The 21,594-nt window shown below is 72.0% G+C and carries 22 protein-coding genes, 1 tRNA gene and 1 pseudogene; 11 read left to right on the top strand and 13 right to left on the bottom strand.

The genetic code is table 11. From position 1 onward, the window contains the following. The first annotated feature begins 2 nt into the window (after positions 1 to 2). Complete coding sequence (locus CSC62_RS04580) at positions 3 to 692, top strand: DUF4410 domain-containing protein (protein WP_162404992.1); 690 nt, start codon at positions 3 to 5, stop codon at positions 690 to 692. Here CSC62_RS04580 and CSC62_RS04575 read toward each other — a convergent pair. After that, positions 689 to 1,120 carry a hypothetical protein gene (locus CSC62_RS04575; RefSeq protein WP_162404991.1) on the bottom strand — a complete coding sequence of 144 codons (432 nt, stop codon included), beginning with the start codon at positions 1,118 to 1,120 and terminating at the stop codon, positions 689 to 691. The genes CSC62_RS04580 and CSC62_RS04575 overlap by 4 nt on opposite strands. Before the next feature lie 118 nt (positions 1,121 to 1,238). On the opposite strand from CSC62_RS04575, the gene sufT reads away from it, so the two are divergent. Beyond that, positions 1,239 to 1,790 (top strand): putative Fe-S cluster assembly protein SufT, encoded by a 552-nt coding sequence (gene sufT, locus CSC62_RS04570; protein ID WP_162404990.1) that lies wholly within the window; start codon positions 1,239 to 1,241, stop codon positions 1,788 to 1,790. Positions 1,791 to 2,047: 257 nt separating this feature from the next. Here the strand turns inward: sufT and CSC62_RS17990 are convergent. The 8 genes and pseudogenes from CSC62_RS17990 to wrbA form a co-directional block, all read right to left on the bottom strand. After that, a pseudogene (locus CSC62_RS17990) lies at positions 2,048 to 3,244 on the bottom strand (TlpA disulfide reductase family protein); the annotation flags it as partial. 42 nt (positions 3,245 to 3,286) lie between these two features. Then, on the bottom strand, positions 3,287 to 4,726 hold the full coding sequence (locus CSC62_RS04565) for a hypothetical protein (RefSeq protein ID WP_162404989.1): 1,440 nt from the start codon (positions 4,724 to 4,726) through the stop codon (positions 3,287 to 3,289). Beyond that, complete coding sequence (locus tag CSC62_RS04560) at positions 4,723 to 5,172, bottom strand: c-type cytochrome (protein ID WP_162404988.1); 450 nt, start codon at positions 5,170 to 5,172, stop codon at positions 4,723 to 4,725. The genes CSC62_RS04565 and CSC62_RS04560 overlap by 4 nt, the downstream gene beginning before the upstream one ends. A 183-nt stretch (positions 5,173 to 5,355) precedes the next feature. Continuing rightward, positions 5,356 to 7,908, bottom strand: coding sequence for a TonB-dependent receptor plug domain-containing protein (locus CSC62_RS04555; RefSeq protein WP_162404987.1), 2,553 nt, complete (start codon positions 7,906 to 7,908; stop codon positions 5,356 to 5,358). A gap of 144 nt (positions 7,909 to 8,052) precedes the next feature. Beyond that, positions 8,053 to 8,538: a YbaK/EbsC family protein gene (locus CSC62_RS04550; RefSeq protein ID WP_162404986.1), complete on the bottom strand. Its 486-nt coding sequence runs from the start codon at positions 8,536 to 8,538 to the stop codon at positions 8,053 to 8,055. 10 nt (positions 8,539 to 8,548) lie between these two features. After that, positions 8,549 to 9,034, bottom strand: coding sequence for an asparaginase domain-containing protein (locus CSC62_RS04545; protein WP_162404985.1), 486 nt, complete (start codon positions 9,032 to 9,034; stop codon positions 8,549 to 8,551). Positions 9,035 to 9,119: 85 nt separating this feature from the next. Further along, entirely contained in the window at positions 9,120 to 9,455 is a 336-nt protein-coding gene (locus CSC62_RS04540; protein ID WP_162404984.1) for a DUF2069 domain-containing protein, read from the bottom strand. Further along, positions 9,455 to 10,048 (bottom strand): NAD(P)H:quinone oxidoreductase, encoded by a 594-nt coding sequence (gene wrbA / locus CSC62_RS04535; protein ID WP_162404983.1) that lies wholly within the window; start codon positions 10,046 to 10,048, stop codon positions 9,455 to 9,457. Before wrbA ends, CSC62_RS04540 begins: the two co-directional genes overlap by 1 nt. 76 nt (positions 10,049 to 10,124) lie before the next feature. Here wrbA and CSC62_RS04530 point away from each other — a divergent pair, with 76 nt between their 5' ends. Further along, entirely contained in the window at positions 10,125 to 11,426 is a 1,302-nt protein-coding gene (locus tag CSC62_RS04530; protein ID WP_162404982.1) for a YihY family inner membrane protein, read from the top strand. Between the two features lie 2 nt (positions 11,427 to 11,428). Further along, the gene (locus CSC62_RS04525; RefSeq protein ID WP_162404981.1) at positions 11,429 to 12,007 is read left to right on the top strand and encodes a TlpA family protein disulfide reductase; all 579 of its coding nucleotides are present in this window, start codon (positions 11,429 to 11,431) and stop codon (positions 12,005 to 12,007) included. 13 nt (positions 12,008 to 12,020) lie between these two features. Here CSC62_RS04525 and ppk2 read toward each other — a convergent pair whose 3' ends face one another. Genes ppk2 through hemA form a run of 4 tightly spaced genes read right to left on the bottom strand, consistent with a single transcriptional unit; the run spans position 12,021 to position 15,768 of the window. Beyond that, a complete protein-coding gene (gene ppk2 / locus CSC62_RS04520; protein WP_162404980.1) occupies positions 12,021 to 12,839 on the bottom strand; it encodes a polyphosphate kinase 2 in 819 nt (272 codons plus the stop codon). 8 nt (positions 12,840 to 12,847) lie between these two features. Beyond that, the gene (moaB, locus tag CSC62_RS04515) at positions 12,848 to 13,366 is read right to left on the bottom strand and encodes a molybdenum cofactor biosynthesis protein B (RefSeq protein ID WP_162404979.1); all 519 of its coding nucleotides are present in this window, start codon (positions 13,364 to 13,366) and stop codon (positions 12,848 to 12,850) included. Positions 13,367 to 13,400: 34 nt separating this feature from the next. Continuing rightward, positions 13,401 to 14,483: a peptide chain release factor 1 gene (gene prfA, locus CSC62_RS04510; RefSeq protein WP_162404978.1), complete on the bottom strand. Its 1,083-nt coding sequence runs from the start codon at positions 14,481 to 14,483 to the stop codon at positions 13,401 to 13,403. After that, positions 14,455 to 15,768: a glutamyl-tRNA reductase gene (hemA, locus tag CSC62_RS04505; RefSeq protein ID WP_162404977.1), complete on the bottom strand. Its 1,314-nt coding sequence runs from the start codon at positions 15,766 to 15,768 to the stop codon at positions 14,455 to 14,457. Before hemA ends, prfA begins: the two co-directional genes overlap by 29 nt. Positions 15,769 to 15,828: 60 nt before the next feature. Here hemA and CSC62_RS04500 point away from each other — a divergent pair, with 60 nt between their 5' ends. From CSC62_RS04500 to pth, 7 genes are all read left to right on the top strand, one after another. Next, on the top strand, positions 15,829 to 17,574 hold the full coding sequence (locus CSC62_RS04500) for a tetratricopeptide repeat protein (RefSeq protein ID WP_425501990.1): 1,746 nt from the start codon (positions 15,829 to 15,831) through the stop codon (positions 17,572 to 17,574). Further along, positions 17,571 to 18,200 carry a lipoprotein insertase outer membrane protein LolB gene (gene lolB, locus CSC62_RS04495; protein WP_162404975.1) on the top strand — a complete coding sequence of 210 codons (630 nt, stop codon included), beginning with the start codon at positions 17,571 to 17,573 and terminating at the stop codon, positions 18,198 to 18,200. The genes CSC62_RS04500 and lolB overlap by 4 nt, the downstream gene beginning before the upstream one ends. Continuing rightward, positions 18,197 to 19,051 (top strand): 4-(cytidine 5'-diphospho)-2-C-methyl-D-erythritol kinase, encoded by an 855-nt coding sequence (gene ispE, locus CSC62_RS04490; protein ID WP_246194179.1) that lies wholly within the window; start codon positions 18,197 to 18,199, stop codon positions 19,049 to 19,051. Before lolB ends, ispE begins: the two co-directional genes overlap by 4 nt. Positions 19,052 to 19,084: 33 nt before the next feature. Further along, positions 19,085 to 19,161, top strand: a tRNA-Gln gene (locus tag CSC62_RS04485). A gap of 130 nt (positions 19,162 to 19,291) precedes the next feature. Next, positions 19,292 to 20,251 (top strand): ribose-phosphate diphosphokinase, encoded by a 960-nt coding sequence (locus CSC62_RS04480; protein WP_162404973.1) that lies wholly within the window; start codon positions 19,292 to 19,294, stop codon positions 20,249 to 20,251. 79 nt (positions 20,252 to 20,330) lie between these two features. After that, a complete protein-coding gene (locus tag CSC62_RS04475) occupies positions 20,331 to 20,948 on the top strand; it encodes a 50S ribosomal protein L25/general stress protein Ctc (protein ID WP_162404972.1) in 618 nt (205 codons plus the stop codon). Positions 20,949 to 21,002: 54 nt separating this feature from the next. After that, a complete protein-coding gene (gene pth / locus CSC62_RS04470; protein ID WP_162404971.1) occupies positions 21,003 to 21,584 on the top strand; it encodes an aminoacyl-tRNA hydrolase in 582 nt (193 codons plus the stop codon). Positions 21,585 to 21,594 lie beyond the last annotated feature (10 nt).

The raw sequence follows: 21,594 nt of genomic DNA, 5'->3' as shown, positions 1-21,594 counted from the left end.
GAATGAAGCATTGCCGCCGCCTGGCCGTCGCCTGCCTGTTGCTGCCGATGGCGGCGTGGGCCCAGCAGGGCGGCGGCCACGGGGGATGGTGGGGCCAGGTAAAGGACGACGGCCCGGTCGCTGCGCAGCAAGGCGAAAGCACTGGCACGGAGGAGCTTCACGCGGCGGTGCCCGAACCGGCGGGACCGGCGGTTCCGCTCGATCGGGCCACGCTCGCCTCCTTCGAATGCGTGGAGGTGCGCCGCTTCGAGACCACCAGCGGCGGCTTCATCGCCAGCAAGGAGGAGGCGCGGGCGGCGACGATTCCGGCCGGGCGCTTGTTGGATATCCAGCGCAGCGTCGCCGGCCAGGTGCCGGAGAAGGCGCGCGGCCTGCGTTCGACCCTGGTCGGCGAGGGCTGGCCCGCCTGCCCCGACCCGGCGCGCGCGCTGGTGCTGGGGGGGCGTTTGGTCGACTACAAGGCTGGAAACCAGGCGTTGCGGTACTTCGTCGGTTTCGGCGCCGGCGCCCAGAAGTTCGCGGTGGACGTCTGGCTGGCGCGCAAATCCGATGGCTCCCTGGTCGCGCGCGAAGAGGTAGTCGACCGCAAGGTCGGTGGCTGGATCGGCGGCCAGGACGAGAAAGGCCTGGAAGACTTCGCCGAGAAGGTCGCGGGCTTCGTCCGCGACAGCCTGCGGCCCGGCCCGCCCTAGCGGCCCAGCCGCAGCGCCAGCAGCGGCGCCAGCGCCAGGCACAGCAGGTCAAGCCGGGAGTTGGCGAGCTTCGACAGGGTCCAGACGTAGCCGGCGCCCATCCTGGGCGCGGCTTCCCACGGGGCCATGCCCATCTGGCCGCCGATGTGGCCGGAAGCCACCAGCCATTGCACGGCCACGGTCACCAGTGCGGTGGTGGCAGCCGCCAGCAGGGCGCGCGGCCAGCCCGGGCGCATCCCGCCCAGGCGCAGCATCCAGGCCGCCTGCAGGCCCGCCAGCAGGGCCATCCAGCCGGACTGGCGGCCGCTGGCCAGGGCCAGCGAGGCCCAGGCCACGGCCATGGTCGCCGCCCCGAGCAGCAGCAGGAAGGGCCACAACCAGCGGCCGGAGCGGGACGGTGGCGGAGCGGCGGGCTTGACGGGCGTCATGGCGGTACCTGGAAGGGTCGCCAAGAATACGCGCAGGCCGCATCGGCTAGAATCACGTCCCTCCGCCCCGCGCCTTGCCGCTCCTTGCGACCGGCGCCCGCGTCCCCATATCGGCTCCATGTATTCCCGCAGCAGCGAACCCGTCCGTTTCGAGCGCGACTGCGCCGCCGTCATGGTGCCGCAGGGCGAAGCCGTGACCCTGCCGGCCGGCAGCGTCGGCTACATCACCCAGGGCCTGGGCGGCAGCTACACAGTGTTCGTCGAGGGCAACCTGTTCCGGATCGCGGGCAAGGACGCCGACGCCATCGGCAAGGAGCCGCCGGCCGAGCTGGACCTGCCGGCCGACGCCGGCGACGAGGAGGTCGAGGCCATGGTCTGGCGCCAGCTGCGGACCTGCTTCGACCCGGAGATCCCGTTCAACATCGTCGACCTGGGCCTGGTGTACGAGGCCAGCCTCAAGCCGCGCGAGGACGGCCAGCGCACGATCGAGGTCAAGATGACCCTGACCGCGCCCGGCTGCGGCATGGGCGAGATCCTGGTCGACGACGTGCGCAGCAAGCTGGAGCAGATCCCGACCATCGCCGAGGCCGACGTGGAACTGGTGTTCGATCCGCCCTGGGGCCGGCACATGATGTCCGAGGCGGCGCGGCTGGAAACGGGGATGTTCTGAAGGCCTGCGCTGGCGCTTCGCCTGCCGCCGCTTCCCCAAAGACGAGAAGGCCCGCCGCGAGGCGGGCCTTCTTCTTGCCGACCGCTGCCGGGTGCCCGGCAGCGGCCGGCCACCGCCACCGGGGCCGCGGCGGGCGCCGGGTCCTGCGCCGCCACCGGCGCCGGTTCGGCCAGCAGCTGCTCGATCCGGCTGGTGAACTCCTTGTCCTGGCGGGCGTAGAACTCACCGGTGGCCGGCGAGCCGAAGCCGGAATGCACCGCGCGGATGGTGCCGTCGCGGCCGATGAACAGCGTGGTCGGCCAGGTGTTGAGGTTCACCAGCTGCGGCACCGCCGCCCACATCTCCTCCGGCGAGCCGGCCTGCAGGTACGGGTACTCGACCCCGTACTGGGAGACGAAGGAGCGCGCGCGCTGCAGCGACTGCTGCTGCTCGACCTCCTCGAAGTTCAGGGCCACGATCGCCAGGCCCTGGTCGCGGTACTTGCGGTCCAGCTCGACCAGGTACTGGGCCTCGTCGTGGCAGTTCGGGCACCAGGTGCCGGTGACGACCGCGACCACCGCCTTGCCCTGAAAGCCGGGATCGTCGTGGCTGCGCAGCTTGCCGTCGAGGTCGCGGAAGCTGAAGGTGAACTTCTCGTTCGGGTCGCGCGGGGTGCTGTGGGTCAGGTGGTTGGCCGGCTTGGGCAGGCCCTTGGCGCGCGCCGCCTCCGGGCGGTAGGCGACCAGCACCGGCGCGGCGCGGCCGTCCGGCGGCGAAGCGGCGGCATAGGCATCGGCAGGCGCGCTTCGCGGCGCGCGGGTGCCGCCCTGGATGATGCGCAGGGTACCGTCGGCCTGCGGCGCGACCTCGATCACGCCCGGACGGGAACCGTCGAAGTGGCTCAGCTTCCACGTGCCGTCCCGGTAGACGCCGCTGTACGCGCCGGTGTCGCCGTCCACGCGCAGGATCGAGGCCGCCACTTCCGCGCCCTTCTGCTCGACGATGAAGCGGAACGCCTTCTCGCCCTTGGCGGAAGGATCGGACAGCGGGATCTCCCACTCGCCGGAGATCACCGGGGCCTGCACCGCGGCGGCCGCGGCGGCGGCCTTGGGATCGTGGCGGGTGGCGACGAAGCCGTACTCGGAGCGGCTGCCGCGGTTCTGCGCGACCACGTCGCCGACCAGGCGGCCGTTCTCGAGCCGGGCCTCGATCTTGGTCAGGTAGTGCTCGATGTCCAGGACCAGCCAGTCGTCCTTGAAGCTGGCGGCGGTGGTGGTCTCGTAGGGGCGGAAGCCGTCGTAGAGCGTGCCCTTCAGGGTCTTGCCCTCGCCGGAGATGTCCAGGCGGAACGGGATCACGGTCTCGCCGCGGACCAGCTGGGCGTCCCAGCGGCCGTCGACGGGAGTATCGGCCCAGGCGGCCGCGCTGCTGGCGAGCAGCAGGGCGAGACTGGCGGTGCGGGTGAAGCCTTTCATGGTCGCTTCCTCGTGGGTGGTGGTGCGGTTGCGCTGGCGGGGCTACAGGCGCGCCGGCGACCCGGGGGTGGGGGCCGCGGCGATCCTGAGCCGGTGCTCGCGTGCGTACTCCTGCCACTGCGCCGGCAGCCCCGGCTTGGTTTCCAGGAGGATCTCCAGGACCGCACGCTTGCCCTCGGCGGAGACGATGTCGAACTCGCCGCTGTCGTCGCGGCCGCTGAGGATCTCCAGCAGGCGGCGGTAGACGTGGCCCTTGGCCGGTTCGGGCAGCGCGTCGAAGGCGTCCGAATAGACCAGGTAGCTCAGCGGGTAGCGGAAGATCCGGGTGTGCAGGTCGAAGTCGCGCAGCGAGCGGCCCCTGGAGTCGCGCGGGCCGCGCGCGGCGAAGTCGCGGGCGAAGGCCGAGCCCGCGATGGCCTGCTCCGCGTCCAGGCCGGGCAGCGGCGCCTCGTCGGCGAACAGCAGGTAGCGCAGCAGCTGTTCGGCCGGGCGCTCGATCTTCTCCCGCGCCTCGTCCGGCAGGGCCTCCAGCGCCGGCGGCGAGGCCAGGGCGGCGTCGCCGCCAAGCTCGTGCAGGGCGATCCGGGTGCGGTAGTTGGTCAGGGTGATCAGGTTGTGGGCCTGGGTCTGGTGGCCGAGCACCAGCAGAGCGACGTCCTCGCTGCCGGGCGCCAGGTAGCGCGATGGATCGAAGCTGCGCGCCGGCAGCGGCTGCAGGCCGGGGCTGGCGGCGGTGGCGTCCGCGGCGGCCACGGCATTGGCCATGGTCCGCCCGGCCAGCGGCCCGGTCACGTACCAGCCGCCCCAGCGCTGCGCCAGCGGGCTGTCCTGGTCGGTGATGAAGGAACGCGCGCCGGTCACCAGGGTGCCCGAGGCGGTCGGCTGCACCGAGCGCAGCAGCACTCCGGGTACGCCGCGGGTGCCGGCGGCGATGTGGCACTGGGTGCAGTCCAGCTCGGCGCGCTCGAAGCGCGGCTTCTCGGCCTTCTGCTCGTGCAGGATGAAGAAGATCGCGCCCTGGGTGCGGTCGAAGGAGATCACCTCGATCTCCTTGCCCTGGTTGACCACGCCGATGTAGACGTCGTCGTTGAAGTACAGCGCGCGCGGGTGCTGCGGCGAGATGTGCGGGTACTGGAAGCTGGTCTTGGAGAACACCAGGGTCTGCGAACTGACCGGGATGTCCAGCTGCTCCAGCACCGACTTCAGGTAGCCGTGGGCGCCGCCGTCGTGGTCCAGCCGCGCGGCGCCGGCGTCCAGCTTCTTCTGCAGCTGGGTGACCGGGTCGCTGATGTCCTCGGAGCGGTAGTGGATCGGGGCGTCGTCGTAGGGGATGTAGCCCTGGTTGCGCACCGCGATCTGCGCCGAGGCCGGCGACAGCAGGGCCACGCCCGCGGCGCAGGCCAGGGCCGAGGCGAGCGCCAGCGGCCAGTGCCGGCGGCCGGCCTGGCGAGCACGGGCGATACGGGCGAAGCGACGGCTCACTGGCGCCGGCCCTCGAACGCCGGCGGGCTGGCGCGGCCCTGGTGGCAGCTGCCGCAGGTGACCGCCGCGGCGTAGCGCTGGTCGCCGCCCATGCGCGCCAGGTGGCGCTCGTTGATGTCGTCTAGCATCGAAATCATGATCCGCGCCGTTTCCTTCTTCGGGTTCTCGTCGGAGACGTAGTCCAGTTCGCCGGTGGCGCGGTTCTCGACGTGGCAGTAGCTGCAGCCCACGCCGAGGTCGCGCTCGTAGCGCTTCATCGTCCGCGCCAGCACCGGCACCGAGATGTCGGCCGGCAGCACCTGCAGGTTGTGGTGGCCCGCGGCGAGGTCGCGCGCGCCCGCCTTCGCCGCCGCGCCGCCCGGCGCTTCCTGCGACCAGGTGGCCACCGCCATCGCCGACAGGGCGGTACCGCAGAGAAAGAGGATCAGGCCACGCGAAGCACGCACCAGCGGTATTCCAGGTTCTGCCGCAGTGGTTCGATCCTAGGACACGGACCGGCGCGCGCGGCCGGGGTTTTGATGGGATTTCGTGCGCAGGTGATGACCGATGCGAATGACCGGTGGACCCGGCCGGCCGGGTCCGTGCGATGCCGCCGGTGGTGCATCGCACGGACCGCGGTCCGCGGCGGCTCAGAGCCGGTACGAGACCCGCGCGTAGTAGTAGCCGCCCAGCCGGTTCAGCGAGCCGCTGGCGTACTGCCACGTGTAGACCGCGTTGGAGCTGGCGCTCAGCGCCTGCTCCGGCACCGTGCTCGGGTACTCGTCGGTGAGGTTGTTGACGCCGGCGTCCACCGCCCAGCCGTTGGCGAACTGGTAGCCGCCGCCGATGTTGGTGACCAGCACCGGGTCGATCTCCCAGCGGTAGGTGCCGCTCAGGCGCCGGGTCGGGCCGTGGTAGACGAAGTTGACGTTGGCCCGCCAGCCGCCTTGGCTCCAGTAGGCGCCGGCGACGTGCTGGTAGTCCGGCACCCGGTAGCGCACGTCGTACTGCCCACCCTCGCTCAGCAGGGTGATGTTGGGCAGGCCCTGCAGCACCGAGGGGATGTCCGCGACCCGGGTGAACTCGGTGAGGTTGCGGTTGAAGCCGTAGTTCCAGCGCAGGTTGCCCCAGGACAGGGCGTGGCTGGCCTCCAGGGTGAACTCGACGCCGCGGGTGCGGGTATCGCCCACGTTGGAGTAGTAGTTGACGAAGTAGGAGCCGCCGGCCGGGATGGTGACCCCGGCGGTGGCCAGCAGGTCGTCCACGATCTGCTTCTGGGCGGCGGTCAGCACGGTGTTGGAGGCGTCGACCACCGCGTTCGGGTTGGCGGCGTTGTAGCCGATGTTGCTGGAGCGGCCGAGCTGATCGCTGATGTCGATCTGGAACAGGTCCAGCGCCGCGTGGAAGCTGCGGGTCGGGCTGAAGACCACGCCGACGCTGTAGTTGTCGGCCTGCTCCGGCTGCAGAGGGGTCGCGCCCAGGGCGACCGCCACCGCCGATCCCACCCGCGCGGTGAGCTCGCTGGTGGTCGGGGTGACCTTGGTGATCTGCAGGTTCTGCGCCGCCAGGCCGGGGGCGTGGAAGCCGTTGCTGACCGTGCCGCGGACCGCGAAGTGGTCGTTGAAGTCGAAGCGCGTGGTCAGGCGGCCGGTGGAGACGTCGCCGAAGTCGGAATGGTCCTCGTAGCGCGCGGCCAGGTCCAGGTACCAGCGCTCGGTCAGGTTGGCGGCCACCCCGGCATAGGCGGCGACCCGGTGCCGGCTGGATTCGGCCACGTCGCCGGGCGCATTGCCCGGATAGGCCACCGCACCGCTGCCGTAATAGGAGTCCGGCTCGCCGGCGTCGCGCTGGTAGCTCTCGTGCTGGTACTCCAGGCCCAGGCTCAGGTCGAGCGGCGAAGCGAGCAGCGAGGACTCCGCGGCGCGCTTGAGGTCGAGGTTGCCGATCCACTGGTCGTAGTCCAGGCGCCCGGCGAAGAAGTCGGTCTTGGCGCCGGGATAGACCAGGCTGAAGTTGGCGCTGTTGCGGGTGTAGAGGTCGAAATAGTCGCGGTTGTAGGTCGCGCTGGCGTCCCAGTCCCAGCCGCCGAGGACGCCCTTGAAGCCGCCGACCACCGAATAGTCGACTTCGTCGGTGTCGATGGTCGGGGTGAAGCCGTCGGGGTACACCTCGAGCAGGCCGGGGTTGCTGGCGAAGATGGTCGCCGGCAGGCGGTGGTTCTGCAGCTGCGCCGATTCGCGCGCGGTATAGGTGGCGAAGCCGTAGAAGTCGGTGTCCGCGCCCAGGCCCAGGCTCCAGTTCGCCGCCAGCGCAGAGGTGGTGTACTCGGCCACGCCCTGGTTGTTCTGGGCGTAGCGGTTGCGGGTGGCTTCCTTCGGGTTCGGGGTGGCGCCGGCGGGCTGGCTGTTGTTGCTGCCCAGCCTGACCGGATTGCCGCTGGCGTTGATCGCCGGGTACGACAGGTAGGTGTCGCGGTACTCCAGCGAGCGGACCGCATAGTCCTGGTCGGTGTGCTCGGCCGACAGGTTGATGAAGCCGCGCTCGCCCAGGGCGAAGCCCTTGTTGGCGGTGAGGATCACCCGGTCGCCGTCGCCCTCGTAGCTGGTGCCGGCCTCCAGCGAGACCGAGCCCTCGCTGGGCGAGGACTTCAGGATCAGGTTGAACACGCCGGCGATGGCGTCCGAGCCGTAGATCGCCGAGGCGCCGTCGCGCAGCACCTCGACCCGCTCGATCGCCGAGGTCGGGATCAGCGACAGGTCGGTCCAGGACTGGCCGGGGGAGGTGCCGATGGAGGCGTAGGCGCTGGCGTTGCGGCGCTTGCCGTTGACCAGCACCAGGGTGTAGCCGGGCGAGAGGTTGCGCAGCTGCGCGCCAGGGATGTTGCCTTCCACGTCCGACTGCCGCGCCTGCTGGCTGAAGGACGGCAGCAGGCTCTGCAGGGCGTCGAGCAGGTTGGACTTGCCGGTGCCGACCAGGTCGTTGCCCGAGACCACGTCGACCGGGACGGCGCTGTTGGCGATGGTGCGGTTGCTGGCGCGCGAGCCGGTGACCAGCACGGTGTCCAGGTTGGAGACGTCATCGCCGCCGGCGGCGGCATCGTCGGCGGCGAAGGCGACCGGAGCGGCCGCGGCGAGGGCGAGCACGGTGGTCTTGGCCAGGAGCGAGCGGCGGATCCGGCGCGGATCGCGGTGGAACGACTGCATTGAACGGGTCCATCGGCGGGTGGGGGACCCGCACAATGAAGAAGCGATCTCCGTGTGAAAAAGTGCGTTTGATTATTTACAGATTGGTCATCTGGACATGGAGGTTCGGAATATCCGCGGCCGATGCCGCAGCTTCCGCCGCCCTCAGCGGCTGATCGCCGCCGTCCGCGCCTGCAGGATCCGCAAAGCGTCGGCCGGCGCCAGTTCCAGCAGGAGGCCGCGCTGGCCGGCGTTGACGAACACGCTGTCGGCGCCCAGCGCATCGTGCTCCAGCCACACCGGCATCGGCCTCTGCTGGGCGAACGGGCTGATCCCGCCGACCTTGTAGCCGCTGCGGCGCTCGGCCTCGGCGATCTCCATCATCCGCGCGGCCTTGCCGCCGGCGGCCGCGGCCAGGGCCTTGGGCAGCAGCTGGCGGTCGCTGGGGATGACCACGCACACCGCGCGCGCGTCCACCCAGGCCATCAGCGTCTTGAGCACCCTTTGCGGCGCCGCGCCGAGCGCGGCCGCCGCCTGCAGGCCCTTGCCACCGGCCGCCGCGCCGGCGTCGGCATCGTAGTCGTAGGGGTGCAGGCGGTAGCCGATGCCCGCGGCGTCGAGCGCGCGGGTGGCGCGGGTCGCCATCGACATCGCCGCGGCCTCAGGCGGGCTCGAAGCGGTTGGCGGCCACGTTCTTGCGCACCCTGGCCGGGTCCCAGATCAGGCCGTTCATGGCGATGTACACGCCCGCCGGCAGGCACTGCACCGCGCCGATCGCGCAGCCGATGTTGAACTCGGCATCCGAGCCGCGGAAGCGCGCCGGGCTGAGCGCGCCGGTCATGACGATGGTCTTGCCCTCGACCGCCTTCAGGACCATGCCGGTGGCGACCATGCTGTCGGTGCCGTGGGTGACCAGGACGTGGCGCGCGGACTGGGCGGCGATGGTCGCGCGCAGCAGCTCGCGGTCCTCGTCGGTGATGTGCAGCGAATCCTTGCGCAGGATCGGGATCACGCTGAAGCGGAAGGTGACCCCCAGCTCGCGCAGGATGGTGCCGATCTGCGGTTCGCCGATCTGGTAGTCGGACTTGTCGTCGAAGTAGATCTTGTCGATGGTGCCGCCGGTGGTGACGATCAGAAGCTCGTCCATGTCCTTGTCCTGGTAAGGCGCGCCTGGCGCGGCCTGCGAAGCGGAGGTGCGGCCATTATCGACGCAAAGCGCGTGCGACCGCCGCTCAGCGCCGGCCGAAGCGCGCCTGCAGTCCGGACCAGCTCGAGGCACCGATCACCGCCAGCGCCAGGACGATCTCCGTCCACGCGAACAGTGCTTCCTGCGGATGCGCCCAAGCGGTCATCACCCCGTGGCTGAACCAGAACAGCGCGGCCACGCCCGCCCAGAACGCGGACCGGCGCCCGCCGCGCCAGGCCGGCACCGCCAGCACCAGCGGCGGCAACGCGAACACCAGCAAAGCGGCGGCGGCATGGCGGTCGTCGTGGAACCAGGCCGTGTACAGCGCGGCCAGCGCCAGCAGGGCGATGCCGAGCACGCGGCGGGAAGCGGGCGCGGCCATCAGCGCACCAGCCGCGCGGCGATGTCGGCCAGGCGCCGGCCCAGCGCCCGCGCCAGCGCCGCCTCATCGTCGGAGGGCTGCGGATCGTCCTGGGCGCCGGCGACGTGGCTGGCGCCGTAGGGGGTGCCGCCGCTGCGGGTGGAACTGAGCAGCGGCTCGGTATAGGGGATGCCGACGATCAGGCAGCCATGGTGCAGCAGCGGCACGTGCATGCTCAGCAGGGTCGATTCCTGGCCGCCGTGCTGGGTGGCGGTGGAGGTGAACACCGCCGCCGGCTTGCCGGCCAGGGTGCCGCTGGCCCATTCGGCGCCCAGGCCGTCGAGGAAGTGCTTCACCGGTGCGGCCATGTTGCCGAACCGGGTCGGGCTGCCCAGGACCAGGCCGGCGCATTCGGCCAGGTCGCGCGCCTCCACGTACGGCGCGCCGTCCTCGGGCACCGGCGGGGCGGCCTGCTGGGTCACCGCCGCCACCGGCGGCACCGTGCGCAGGCGCGCCTGCATCCCGGGCACCTCCTCCACCCCGCGGGCGATCTGCCGGGCCAGGCGCGCGACCGAACCGCCGCGGCTGTAGTAGAGGACCAGGATCTCCGGCATGGGCGCGCGTCCGCGGGGCAGGGGCGGGCAGTATCGACGATGCGGCGTCCACCGCGCATCGGGTAGGCTTGGCGGCATGGGTATCGCAGGGATCACGCGGGCCACCATCCACTGGCGCGAACGCGTGCGCGACCGCGCGCGGGCGGCCTCGTTCGCCCGCTTCCTGTGGAAGCGCTTCCTCGACGATCGCCTGTTCCAGGCCGCCGCCGCGCTGTCCTACACCACCGCCTTCGCCCTGGTGCCGCTGGCGGTGGTGGTGCTGGGGGTGCTGGCCGCGTTCCCGGTGTTCGACCAGTGGAGCAAGGAACTGGTCGACTACGTGTTCTCCAACTTCGTGCCCAGCGCGGCGCGGGCGATCGAGTCCTCGCTGGACCGCCTGGCCGAGAACAGCAAGCAGCTGACCGCCGCCGGCACCGTGGCCCTGGTGGTTTCCCTGCTGGTCACCCTCAACAGCGTGGAAGCCACCTTCAACCGGATCTGGCGGGTCGCCAGCGCGCGGCCGCGGCTGTCGCGCTACCTGGTCTACTGGACGGTGCTGACCCTGGGCGCCCTGCTGGCGGCGGCCTCCCTGTCGATCTCGGCGCGGATCTTCGCCCTGCCGCTGTTCGCCACCCCGGAAGGGCGCTGGGTGGCCGACCTGAGCCTGCAGCTGGCGCCGGTGCTGATCGAGCTGGCGGTGGTGATGCTGGTCTACCGGGTGGTGCCGCACCACACCGTGCAGTGGCGGCACGCGCTGGCCGGCGCATGCCTGGCGGTGCTGTTGCTGGAGCTGGTCAAGGCCGGCCTGGGCCTGTACCTGGGCAGCTTCCAGGGCTACCAGAAGCTGTACGGCGCGCTGGCCTTCGTCCCGATCCTGATGCTGTGGATCTACCTGAGCTGGGTGGCGATCCTGCTCGGCGCTTCGCTGGCCTCCTCGCTGGCCGCGTTCCGCTACCAGCCGGCGGCGATGCGGCTGCCGCCCGGCTACGAGGTCTACGCCCTGCTGCGCCTGATCGGGCGCTTCCAGCAGGCCCGGCGCGAGGGTCGCGGCCTGCACACCGACGAACTGCTGGCGCTGGAGCCGTTGCTGACCGACTCGCTGCTGCAGGAATTCCTCTGCCAGCTGGACCGGATCCGCCTGCTGCGCCGCGACGAGCGCGGCGAATGGCTGCTGGCACGCGACCTCGACGGGCTCACCCTGTCCGAGCTGTACGAGGCCTGCCAGCTGCGCATCCCGGTGGGCGAGGCCTGGCTGCCCTGCCGCGAGGATCCCTTGGGCGCGGCCGCCACCGCGGTGCTCGACGACCTGCGCCTGCCGCTGCGCGATGCCCTCCGGCACCGCATCGGCGACCTGTATCCGAAGCACGAACCGAACACGCACGAACGAACCGGAGCCTGAGCATGCGCATCCCCGTCCTGTCCCTGTGCCTGCTGGCGCTGCTCTGCGGCTGCCGGGAGCAAGCCCCTGCGCCGGTCGCGCCCGTGCCCACCGCCGAGCTGCCGCCGCCGGCCCTGGATCCGGAGCCGGCCGAGGCCGCCGTTCCGGCCGTGGTCGAGCGCACCGCCGAGGTGCCGCGCCTGGCCGCCGCCGCGATCGACGGCAGCCTCTACGACCTGGCGGCCCACCGCGGCCGCTGGGTGGTGGTGAACTTCTGGGCGACCTGGTGCGGGCCGTGCCTGAAGGAGATGCCGGAACTGTCGGCCCTGCACACCATGCGCGAGCAGGTGGAAGTGGTCGGCCTGGCCTACGAGGACATCAGCGCCGAGGAGATGAAGGCGTTCCTGGCCGAGCATCCGGTGTCCTATCCGGTGGTGGTGGTCGATCCGCTGTCGCCGCCGCAGGATTTCGCCACCCCGCGCGGGTTGCCGACCACCTACCTGATCGCGCCGGACGGCAAGGTCGCCCACCATTTCCTGGGTCCGGTGAGCGCGCAGGACATCGAGGCGGAGATCGCCGCCGCCGGCGGCGAGGCCGGATGAGCGCGCGGCCTCCTCAGCCCTGGAACGGCGCGATCGGCGCCAGCACCCCGTAGCGTTCGCGCCGCAGCTTGCCCGGCAGCGGCTCCAGCACCGGCCTGCGCTCGGCCACCGGCTTGTCCGGCAGGCGGTCGAGCAGGTCGCGGATCAGGGTCAGGCGGCCGCGGCGCTGGTCGTTGAAGTCGACCAGGGTCCACGGCGCATGCGCGGTGTGGGTGGCGGCCAGCATCGCTTCGCGGGCGCGGGTGTATTCGGCGTACAGCTGCCGCGCCTGCAGGTCTACCGGCGAGAGCTTCCAGCCCTTGAGCGGATCCTCGCAGCGCTCGGCGAAGCGCTGCTCCTGCTGCGCCTGGTCCACGCACAGCCAGTACTTGAACAGCAGGATGCCGTCCTCGACCAGCTGCCGCTCGAACACCGGCGCCTGCTTCAGGAAGGCCTCGCACTGGGCCGGGGTGCAGTAGCCCATCACCCGCTCCACGCCGGCGCGGTTGTACCAGCTGCGGTCAAACAGGGTCATTTCGCCGGCGGCCGGCAGGTGGGCCGCGTAGCGCTGGAAGTACCACTGGCTGGACTCGCGCCCGCCCGGTTTCGGCAGGGCCACGACCCGGCATTGGCGCGGGTTGAGGTGCTCGGAGATGGCCTTGATCGCGCCGCCCTTGCCGGCGGTGTCGCGGCCTTCGAACAGCACCACCAGGCGGCGGCCGCTGGCCTGCAGCCATTCGGCCATCTGCACCAGTTCCAGCTGCAGCGGCGCCAGCAGATCCTTGTAGCCGGATTTGCGCAGGCGTCCGCCGGCGCCGTCGGCCTTATTCGACTTACCGGACTTGCTGCCCATGGCGGTCCCTATTCGCGCAGGCGCGGCCGCAGGGTGGCCAGGTTGCAGGGCCGGGTGCGGGCGTCGAGCTGGTGGACGACGATCTTCTCCCACGCGGTCCTGCAGGCGGAGGTGGAGCCGGGCAGGGCGAACAGGAAGGTGGCGTTGGCGATCCCGGCGAAGGCGCGCGACTGCAGCGAGGAGGTGCCGATCTCCTCGACGCTGACGGCACGGAACAGTTCGCCGAAGCCGGGCATCTGCTTGTCCAGCAGCGGCAGCAGGGCCTCTGGGGTGGAGTCGCGGCCGGTGAAGCCGGTGCCGCCGGTGACCAAGATGCCGTCCACGGCGGGATCGGCGATCCATTGCGAGACGATGGCGCGCAGGCGGTAGCGGTCGTCGGGCAGCAGGTCGCGGGCGTGCAGGCGGTGGCCGGCGGCGACCAGCGCTCCGGCCAGCCAGTCGCCGGAGGTGTCGTTCTCGGCGGTGCGGGTGTCCGAGACGGTCAGCACGCACAGCTGCAGGGGGATGAAGTCGCGTTCGGCGGTCATGGGCATAGCCTATACCGGCCGGGCGGGACCGGCCTCACTCCGCCGTCAGCCGCGCCAGCTCGTCGGCCTGGTGCTCCTGCTGCAGGCGCACGACCAGCGGGTCGAGGTCGCCTTCCAGGATGTCGGGCAGGTCGTACAGGGTCAGGCCTTCCACCCGGTGATCGGTGATCCGGCCCTGCGGGAAGTTGTAGGTGCGGATCCGCTGGCTGCGGTCGCCGCTGCCCACCTGCAGCCGCCGGCTCTCGGCCTGCGCCGCCTGCTGCCGGCTGCGCTCGGCGTCCAGCAGCTGCGCCTTCAGCCGCTTCATCGCCTTGTCGCGGTTGGCGTGCTGGCTGCGCTCGGTCTGGCTCTCGACCACCACCCCGGTCGGGAGGTGGGTGATCCGGATCGCCGAGTCGGTCTTGTTGACGTGCTGGCCGCCCGCGCCGGAGGAACGGAAGGTGTCGACCTTCAGGTCGGCCGGGTTGATCGCGATCTCCTCGACCTCGTCGGCCTCCGGGATGATCGCCACGGTCGCGGCCGAGGTGTGGATCCGGCCCTGCGACTCGGTCGCCGGCACCCGCTGCACGCGGTGGGTGCCCGACTCGAACTTCAGTTTCGAGTAGGCGCCGCGGCCGACCAGCCGGGCCACGATCTCCTTGTGCCCGCCGTGCTCGCCCGGGTTCTCCGACTCGACCTCGACCTTCCAGCCCTGGCGCTCGGCGTAGCGCGCGTACATCCGGAACAGGTCGCCGGCGAACAGCGCGGCCTCGTCGCCGCCGGTGCCGGCGCGCACCTCCAGGAACAGGTTGCCGTCGTCGCGCGGGTCCTTGGGTACCAGCAGCAGGGCCAGTTCGCCGTCCAGCTGCTCCAGGCGCGCACGGGCGGCGGCGATCTCCTCCTCGGCCAGCTCGCCCAGCTCCGGGTCGGCGCGCATCGCCTCGGCCGCGGCCAGGTCGGCCTTGGCCTTCGCTTCTTCGGCCAAGGCCGTGGCCACCGGCTCGAGCTGGGCGAACTCGCGCGACAAGTCGCGGAAGCGGGCGTTGTCGGCCAGCACGCCGGGATCGGCGAGCAGGCGTTCCAGTTCCTCGCGGCGCTCGGCCAGCGCTTCAAGCTTGCGGCGCAGGCTCGGGGTCATCGGTTCCTTGCGGGAGCTGGAGTGGGGGATGGCCGGCGCCGTGGTTGTACGGGGCGCGGGCCGGGAACAGGCGCTCGGCCGCGCGCGCCAGTTCGGCGTCGCCGCTGAGCGCGGCCTCGCGCAGGGCCGCGGTCGGCGGGTGCAGCAGGCGGTTGGTCAGGGTGTGGGCGAGGAACTGCAGGACCTCGTCCGGGTCGCGTCCGGCGGACAGCTGCTGGCGGGCGCGGGCCAGGACCTCGTCGCGGGTGTCGTCGCCCAGGGCGCGCAGGCGCTTGAGGGTTTCCTGGCGGCTGCCGGCCCGCAGGGTCTCCATGTAGCGGGCGACCTGCAGGTCGATGATCGCCTCGGCCGCCTCGGCGGCCTCGTGGCGGCCGCGGCGGTTGTCCTCGACCGCGCGCTCGAGGTCGTCGACGGTGTAGAGATAGGCATCGGCCAGCCCGGCCACGCCGGCCTCGATGTCGCGCGGCACCGCCAGGTCGAACAGCAGGACGGGTTTGCGCCGGCGCGCGGCCAGCGCGGCCTCGACCTGGGCCTGGCGCAGCACCGGCTCGCGCGCGGCGGTGGCCGAGAACACCACGTCGGCCTCGGCCAGGTGGCGGTCCAGTTCGGACAGCGGCAGGGCGTAGCCGCCGTGGCGGCCGGCCAGGTCCTGGGCATGGGCGAGGGTGCGGTTGGCGACCAGCAGCCGGCCCACGCCGGTCTTGGTGAGGTGGCGGGCGGCCAGTTCGATGGTCTCGCCGGCGCCGACCAGCAGCACGGTCGAGTCGGGCAGGTGGGCGAAGGAGTCCTGGGCCAGGCGTACCGCCGTGGACGCCACCGAGACCGGGTTGACCCCGATCCGGGTGTCGGTGCGGGCGCGCTTGGCCACCGCGAAGGTCTGCTGGAACAGCCGGTCCAGGCGCCCGCCGAGGGCGCCGTGCTGGCGCGCCAGCGACCAGGCTTCCTTGACCTGGCCCAGGATCTGCGGCTCGCCCAGGACCATCGAGTCCAGGCCGGTGGCGACCCGGAACAGGTGCCGCACCGCCTCGGCGTCGCGGTGCCGGTACAGGTAGCCGGACAGGCCGGGCGCATGGCCGTCCAGCCAGCCGGCCAGGGCCTGGTCGTCGCCGCCGACCACGTAGACCTCGGTGCGGTTGCAGGTCGACAGCAGGGCGGCTTCGGCCACGTCGGGCAGCCCGCGCAGGGAACCCAGCGCGGCGGCCAGCGCATCGCCGGCAAAGGCCACCCGTTCGCGCAGGTCGACCGGCGCGGTCTGGTGGTTCAGGCCGAGGAGCCACAGCGTCATGTTCAGGTGCTTGCGCTAATCTGCTGGCTGTCTTTGGGCCGCCATTTTACGGCCCGGTCGGTGCCAATGCCCGTATCGAAGCTTTCCATCGGTGCGCCGGGGGTTTCCCGCCGCGCCTCCGGCCTCCTCCGCCCGTTCGCGGCCGGGCCTTTGCTGGCCGCCGCACTGGTCGCGGCGCTGGCCGCGCCGCCGCTGGCGGCCGCCCCCCGCCACGACACCCTGACCCCGTTGCTGGCGGGGGAATTCGCCTACCAGGCCGGCCAGCTCGAGCAGGCCGCGCGCTGGTACCTGCAGGCGGCGCAGGCGGCCGACGACGATGCCGCCCTGGCCGAGCGCGCGACCCGGATCGCCCTGCTGGCCAACGACGATCCCGCCACCGCCCGGGCCCTGCGCCTGTGGCGGCAAAGGGCGCCGGAATCGGAGGCCATGCGCGCGGCCACCGCGACCCTGTACCTGCGCCAGGGGCGGCTGTCCAAGGCCCGGCGCGAACTGGAAAACCTGCTGCGCTCGCCCGATCCGCGCGGCTGGCGCTATGCGCTCATGGCCCTGACCGGCGGCCGCGACCCGGCGCGGATCGCGCGCGTGCTCGGCGGGCTGGTCGATTCCGGCGCGATCCCGGAACAGCTGCCGGCCTGGCAGGAGTTCGGCCGCCTGGCCCTGCGCCTGGACGACGAGGCGCTGGCGCGCCGGATCGTCGACCAGCTCGCCCGGCGTTTCCCCGACGAGCCGCGGGTGGCGGTGCTGCGCGCCGGCCAGCTGCAGCAGGCCGGGCGCAGCGACGAGGCGCGGGCGATGCTGCGCCAGGCCGAGCCGCGCGCGGCCGACGACCCGGAAGTGCGGACGATGCTGGTCATCGCCTACGAATCCTTGCGCGACTTCGGCGAAGCGGCGCGGGTGATGGCGCTGGGGCCGCAGGACACCGCCAGCTACGGCGTGCGCGCCTCCCTGCTGGCCCGCGCCCAGGACAAGGACACCCTGGCGGCGCTGTACGCCGAACTGGCCGCCGATGCGACCAGGCCGGACCCGGGACGGCGGCTGCTGCTCGGGCGCATGGCCGAGTTCCTGGAGCGTCCGGCCGAGGCCGTGGACTGGTACCGCGGCGTCCCGGGCGGACCGCAGCGCAACGAGGCGCGGACCCGGACCGCGGTGGCCCTGCACCAGCTCGGCCGCCGCGACGAGGCCTATGCCGAGGCCCATGCCCTGCAGGACGACGCCTCCGCGCCGGACGACACCCGCCGCGACGCCTACCTGCTGGAGGCCGAGCTGCGCCAGCGCGACGGCGCCGACGAGGCCGAGCTGGACGCGCTCGGCCGCGGCCTGGCGGCCTATCCCGACGACGCGGCCCTGCTCTACGCCCGCGGCCTGGCCTGGGAGCGCCGCGACCGGATCGACCGCGCCGAGGCCGACCTGCGCCGGCTGCTGGTGTCCGAGCCGGAGAACGTCGCTGCGCTCAACGCCCTCGGCTACACCCTGGCCGACCGCACCACCCGCTACCAGGAAGCGCTGGAGCTGATCGACCGCGCCCGCGCCGCCGAGCCGGACGATGCGGCCATCGTCGACAGCTACGGCTGGGTCCTGTACCGGCTGGGGCGCAAGGAGGAGGCGCTGGTCGAGCTGCGCCGGGCCTGGGGAATGATGAAGGACCCGGAAGTGGCCGCGCACGTCGGCGAGGTGCTGTGGACCCTGGGCCGGCACGAGGAGGCGCAGCGCTATTTCGACGAGGCGCGCAAGCTCGATCCCGACAACCGCGCCCTGCGCCGCGCGCTGGAGCGCTTCGGCCTGCCGCAGCCGGAGTCGACGCCGTGAGCCGCGCGTGGCGAAGCGCGGCCGCCGTGCTGGCCGCGCTGGCGCTGGCCTCGTGCGCGACGGTCGGGCCGCGGGTTCCGGCCCCGGAGGCGGTACCGGCGGCGCAGGCGGAGGCGGCGCAGCGGCAGCGGGCCGAGGCGCTGGCCGCCATCTCGTCCTGGTCGCTGCAGGGCCGGGTGGCGATCAGCCAGGGCGACAAGGGCGGCAGCGGACGCCTGGACTGGGTCCAGGCGGGGCAGGGCTACCGGGTCTCGCTCGCCGCGCCGGTCACCCGCCAGAGCTGGCAGCTGATCGGCGAGGCCGGCGGCCGCGTGCGCCTGGAGGGGCTGGAAGGCGGCGCCCGCGAAGGCTTCGACGCCGACCTTCTGCTGCGCGAAGCCACCGGCTGGGAGATCCCGGTCGCCGCGCTCGGCGGGTGGGTGCGCGGCCTGGCCGCGCCTGGCGACCGCGTCGCCTGGGGCGAGGACGGCCGCCTGCGCCGGATCGAGGCCGACGGCTGGACCATCGACTACCAGGAATGGCAGCCGGCGGCCGGCGGCTTTCCCGAGATGCCGCGCCGGTTGCAGGCGCAGCGCGGCCAGGCCCGGGTCCGGCTGGTGCTGGACGGCTGGCAGGCCGTGCCGTGAGCGGTGGCTGGAGCGCCTGGCCGGCCCCGGCCAAGCTGAACCTGTTCCTGCGCATCACCGGCCGCCGCGACGACGGCTACCACGAGCTGCAGACCGTGTTCCGGCTGCTGGACTGGGGCGACACGATCCGGCTGCGACCGCGTGCCGACGGGCGGATCGAGCGCCAGGGCGAGTCCCTGCCCGGGGTCGCGGCCGCCGACGATCTCGCCGTTCGCGCGGCAAAATTGCTGCAACAGGAAGCCAAGTTCGCCCAAGGCGCAGACATCATCGTCGAAAAGCGTATCCCGGCCGGCGGCGGCTTCGGTGGTGGTTCGTCCGATGCGGCGACCGTGCTGTGCGCGCTCGACCGGCTCTGGGGGCTGGATCTAGGCGAGGACCGCCTGGCCGCGCTGGGCCTGAGCCTGGGGGCGGACGTGCCGGTCTTCGTCCGCGGCCGCACGGCCTGGGCCGAGGGAGTGGGAGAGCGGCTGCAGCCGCTGGACCTGCCCCCGGCCTGGTATCTGCTGGTCGACCCCGGGGTCCACGTGCCCACCGCCGGGCTGTTCCGGGCCCCGGATTTGACGCGAAATGCCGCACCCGCGAAAATGGCCGACTTCGTTGCGGGAACGGTGCTCGACAATGCGTTCGAGCCGGTCCTGCGCCGCCTCGAGCCGGCCGTGGAGGCCGCCTTCGACGCGCTGGCGCAGGTCGGCCAGCCACGCCTGACCGGGTCCGGTGGCGGATGCTTCGTCGAGTTCGCCGATCGCGCCGGTGCGGATGCCGCACTGGCGCGGTTGCCGCGCGGGCTGCGCGCCTGGGTCGCGGCCGGCGTGGCGCGATCGCCGTTGCGGGCCGCCCTGGCGGGTCCGTGACCGCGGTCGCGGACCCGTGCGGCTGCAGTACACAGGGGCGTCGCCAAGAGGTCCAAGGCACCGGGTTTTGATCCCGGCATCCGCAGGTTCGAATCCTGCCGCCCCTGCCAATACGCGAGTCCCTCGCAACAGCCCGCACGTCCATGCGCGGGGATTCAAATGAAAGGCCGCGAAGGATCGCGGCGAACGTCGCGCCACCTCCGCCCACACCTGATCCGAGCCGCCGCCGGGATGAAGAAGATGCAAGAAGATCGCAACCTGCTCGTCTTCACCGGCAATGCCAACAAGCCGCTGGCCGACAGCATCTGCCGCGAGCTGGGCGTGCGCCAGGGCAAGGCGCTGGTCTCCACCTTCTCCGACGGCGAGGTCCAGGTCGAGATCGAGGAGAACGTGCGCCGCCAGGAAGTGTTCGTGATCCAGCCGACCTGCGCGCCGAGCGCGGAGAACCTGATGGAGCTGCTGGTGCTGATCGACGCGCTCAAGCGCGCCAGCGCCGCCTCGGTGACCGCGGTGGTGCCGTATTTCGGCTACTCGCGCCAGGACCGCCGCCTGCGCTCCTCGCGGGTGCCGATCACCGCCAAGGTCGCGGCCAAGATGTTCACCGCGGTGGGCACCGACCGGGTCCTGACCGTGGACCTGCACGCCGACCAGATCCAGGGCTTCTTCGACATCCCGGTCGACAACGTCTACGCCTCGCCCTTGCTGCTGGCCGACATCTGGCGCGCCTACGGCACCGAGAACTTGATCGTGGTCTCGCCGGACGTGGGCGGCGTGGTCCGCGCCCGCGCGGTGGCCAAGCGCCTGGACGACGCCGACCTGGCGATCATCGACAAGCGCCGCCCGCGCGCGAACGTGTCGACGGTGATGAACATCATCGGCGACGTGTCCGGCAAGACCTGCGTGCTGGTGGACGACATCGTCGACACCGCCGGCACCCTGTGCGCCGCCGCCGCCGCGCTGAAGGCCCAGGGCGCGACCAAGGTCGCCGCCTACTGCACCCACCCGGTGCTGTCCGGCCCGGCGGTCGACAACATCACCGGCTCGCAGCTGGACGAGCTGGTGGTGACCGACACCATCCCGCTGTCGCCGGCCGCGCGCGCCTGCAGCCGCATCCGCCAGGTCAGCGTGGCCGAGCTGCTGGCCGAGACCATCCGCCGGATCGCCTTCGGCGAGTCGGTCAGTTCGCTGTACGTGGACTAGTTTTCCCGGCTCCTCTGGTCGCGGAGGAGCCGCCCCAAAGCCGCCGCAAGGCGGTCCATCAACCTAGGTAGTGAAGAAAATGGCAACTCATGTGATCAACGTCGAACGTCGCGAGGACGAGGGCAAGGGTGCGAGCCGCCGCCTGCGTCGCGAAGGCAAGGTGCCGGCCATCGTCTACGGTGGCGACCTGAAGCCGGTCAACATCCAGCTCGACCACGAGCCGCTGTGGCTGGCCCAGCAGAACGAGTGGTTCTACTCCTCGATCCTGGACCTGAGCCTCAACGGCGACGTGCAGAAGGTGCTGCTGCGTGACCTGCAGCGCCACCCGTACAAGCAGCAGATCCTGCACCTGGACTTCCAGCGCGTGAGCGAGAACGAAGTCCTGCGCGCGGCCGTGCCGCTGCACTTCGTCAACGCCGAGAAGTCGCCGGCCGGCAAGACCGGCGGCGTGGTCATCATGCACGAGCTGACCGAAGTGACCGTGGCCTGCTTGCCGAAGGACCTGCCGGAAGCCATCGAGGTCGACTTGGCCGACCTGGCCGTGGGCGCGGTGGTCCACCTGTCGGCGCTGAAGCTGCCGGCCGGCGTGGAGATCCCGGAGCTGAAGCTGGGCGCCGACCACGACGTGGCGGTGGTCGTGGCCAAGCACGCCCGCGGCGAGGAAGAGCCGGCCGCCGAAGGCGAAGAGAAGAAGTAAGCCGCCGCGGTCCCGCCCGGTCCGCCGGGCGGGACCCGTGCCGCGTCTGCCGCGATGGCCGAACTGCGCCTCATCGTCGGGCTGGGCAACCCCGGTCCCGAGCACGCCAACACCCGGCACAACGCCGGGTTTCGTTTGGTCGATGCCCTGGCCGCGCAGTCCGGTGCCCGTTTCGGCCTGGAGTCGAAGCTGTTCGGCGAGACCGCCAAGGTCGACATCGCCGGCCGCACGCTCTGGCTGCTCAAGCCGGCGACCTTCATGAACCTGTCGGGCAAGTCGGTGGCCGCCGCCTTGCGCTACTGGAAGATCGCCCCCGAAGAAGCCTTGCTGGTCCACGACGAGCTGGACCTGGCCCCGGGCGCGGCGCGGCTGAAGTTCGACGGCGGCCATGGCGGCCAGAACGGCCTGCGCGACACCATCGCGCACCTGGGCCACGGCAAGTTCCACCGGTTGCGGATCGGCATCGGCCATCCGGGGCACAAGGACCGGGTCACCGGCTGGGTGTTGGGGCGCGCCGGCAAGGACGACCAGGTGCTGATCGACCGCGCCATCGACGACGCCATCGGCGTGCTGCCGCTGGCGGTGGCCGGCGATTTCAACGAGGCGATGAAGCGCCTGCACACCGGCAAACCCTGAGGCGGCTGTG

The organism is Pseudoxanthomonas jiangsuensis (assembly GCF_010093185.1).
Taxonomy (GTDB): Bacteria; Pseudomonadota; Gammaproteobacteria; order Xanthomonadales; family Xanthomonadaceae; genus Pseudoxanthomonas; species Pseudoxanthomonas jiangsuensis.
Note: the sequence above shows the minus strand (reverse complement) of the source record. Positions and strands in the feature narration are given on the sequence as shown.

What these genes read in the sequence shown, in the direction of transcription:
- CSC62_RS04580 (WP_162404992.1), top strand. Translation starts at nt 3, where the DNA reads ATGAAGCATTGCCGCCGCCTGGCCGTCGCCTGCCTGTTGCTGCCGATG.
- CSC62_RS04575 (WP_162404991.1), bottom strand. Translation starts at nt 1,120, where the DNA reads ATGACGCCCGTCAAGCCCGCCGCTCCGCCACCGTCCCGCTCCGGCCGC.
- sufT (WP_162404990.1), top strand. Translation starts at nt 1,239, where the DNA reads ATGTATTCCCGCAGCAGCGAACCCGTCCGTTTCGAGCGCGACTGCGCC.
- CSC62_RS04555 (WP_162404987.1), bottom strand. Translation starts at nt 7,908, where the DNA reads ATGCAGTCGTTCCACCGCGATCCGCGCCGGATCCGCCGCTCGCTCCTG.
- CSC62_RS04550 (WP_162404986.1), bottom strand. Translation starts at nt 8,538, where the DNA reads ATGTCGATGGCGACCCGCGCCACCCGCGCGCTCGACGCCGCGGGCATC.
- CSC62_RS04545 (WP_162404985.1), bottom strand. Translation starts at nt 9,034, where the DNA reads ATGGACGAGCTTCTGATCGTCACCACCGGCGGCACCATCGACAAGATC.
- CSC62_RS04540 (WP_162404984.1), bottom strand. Translation starts at nt 9,455, where the DNA reads ATGGCCGCGCCCGCTTCCCGCCGCGTGCTCGGCATCGCCCTGCTGGCG.
- wrbA (WP_162404983.1), bottom strand. Translation starts at nt 10,048, where the DNA reads ATGCCGGAGATCCTGGTCCTCTACTACAGCCGCGGCGGTTCGGTCGCG.
- CSC62_RS04530 (WP_162404982.1), top strand. Translation starts at nt 10,125, where the DNA reads ATGGGTATCGCAGGGATCACGCGGGCCACCATCCACTGGCGCGAACGC.
- CSC62_RS04525 (WP_162404981.1), top strand. Translation starts at nt 11,429, where the DNA reads ATGCGCATCCCCGTCCTGTCCCTGTGCCTGCTGGCGCTGCTCTGCGGC.
- ppk2 (WP_162404980.1), bottom strand. Translation starts at nt 12,839, where the DNA reads ATGGGCAGCAAGTCCGGTAAGTCGAATAAGGCCGACGGCGCCGGCGGA.
- moaB (WP_162404979.1), bottom strand. Translation starts at nt 13,366, where the DNA reads ATGACCGCCGAACGCGACTTCATCCCCCTGCAGCTGTGCGTGCTGACC.
- prfA (WP_162404978.1), bottom strand. Translation starts at nt 14,483, where the DNA reads ATGACCCCGAGCCTGCGCCGCAAGCTTGAAGCGCTGGCCGAGCGCCGC.
- hemA (WP_162404977.1), bottom strand. Translation starts at nt 15,768, where the DNA reads ATGACGCTGTGGCTCCTCGGCCTGAACCACCAGACCGCGCCGGTCGAC.
- CSC62_RS04480 (WP_162404973.1), top strand. Translation starts at nt 19,292, where the DNA reads ATGCAAGAAGATCGCAACCTGCTCGTCTTCACCGGCAATGCCAACAAG.
- CSC62_RS04475 (WP_162404972.1), top strand. Translation starts at nt 20,331, where the DNA reads ATGGCAACTCATGTGATCAACGTCGAACGTCGCGAGGACGAGGGCAAG.
- pth (WP_162404971.1), top strand. Translation starts at nt 21,003, where the DNA reads ATGGCCGAACTGCGCCTCATCGTCGGGCTGGGCAACCCCGGTCCCGAG.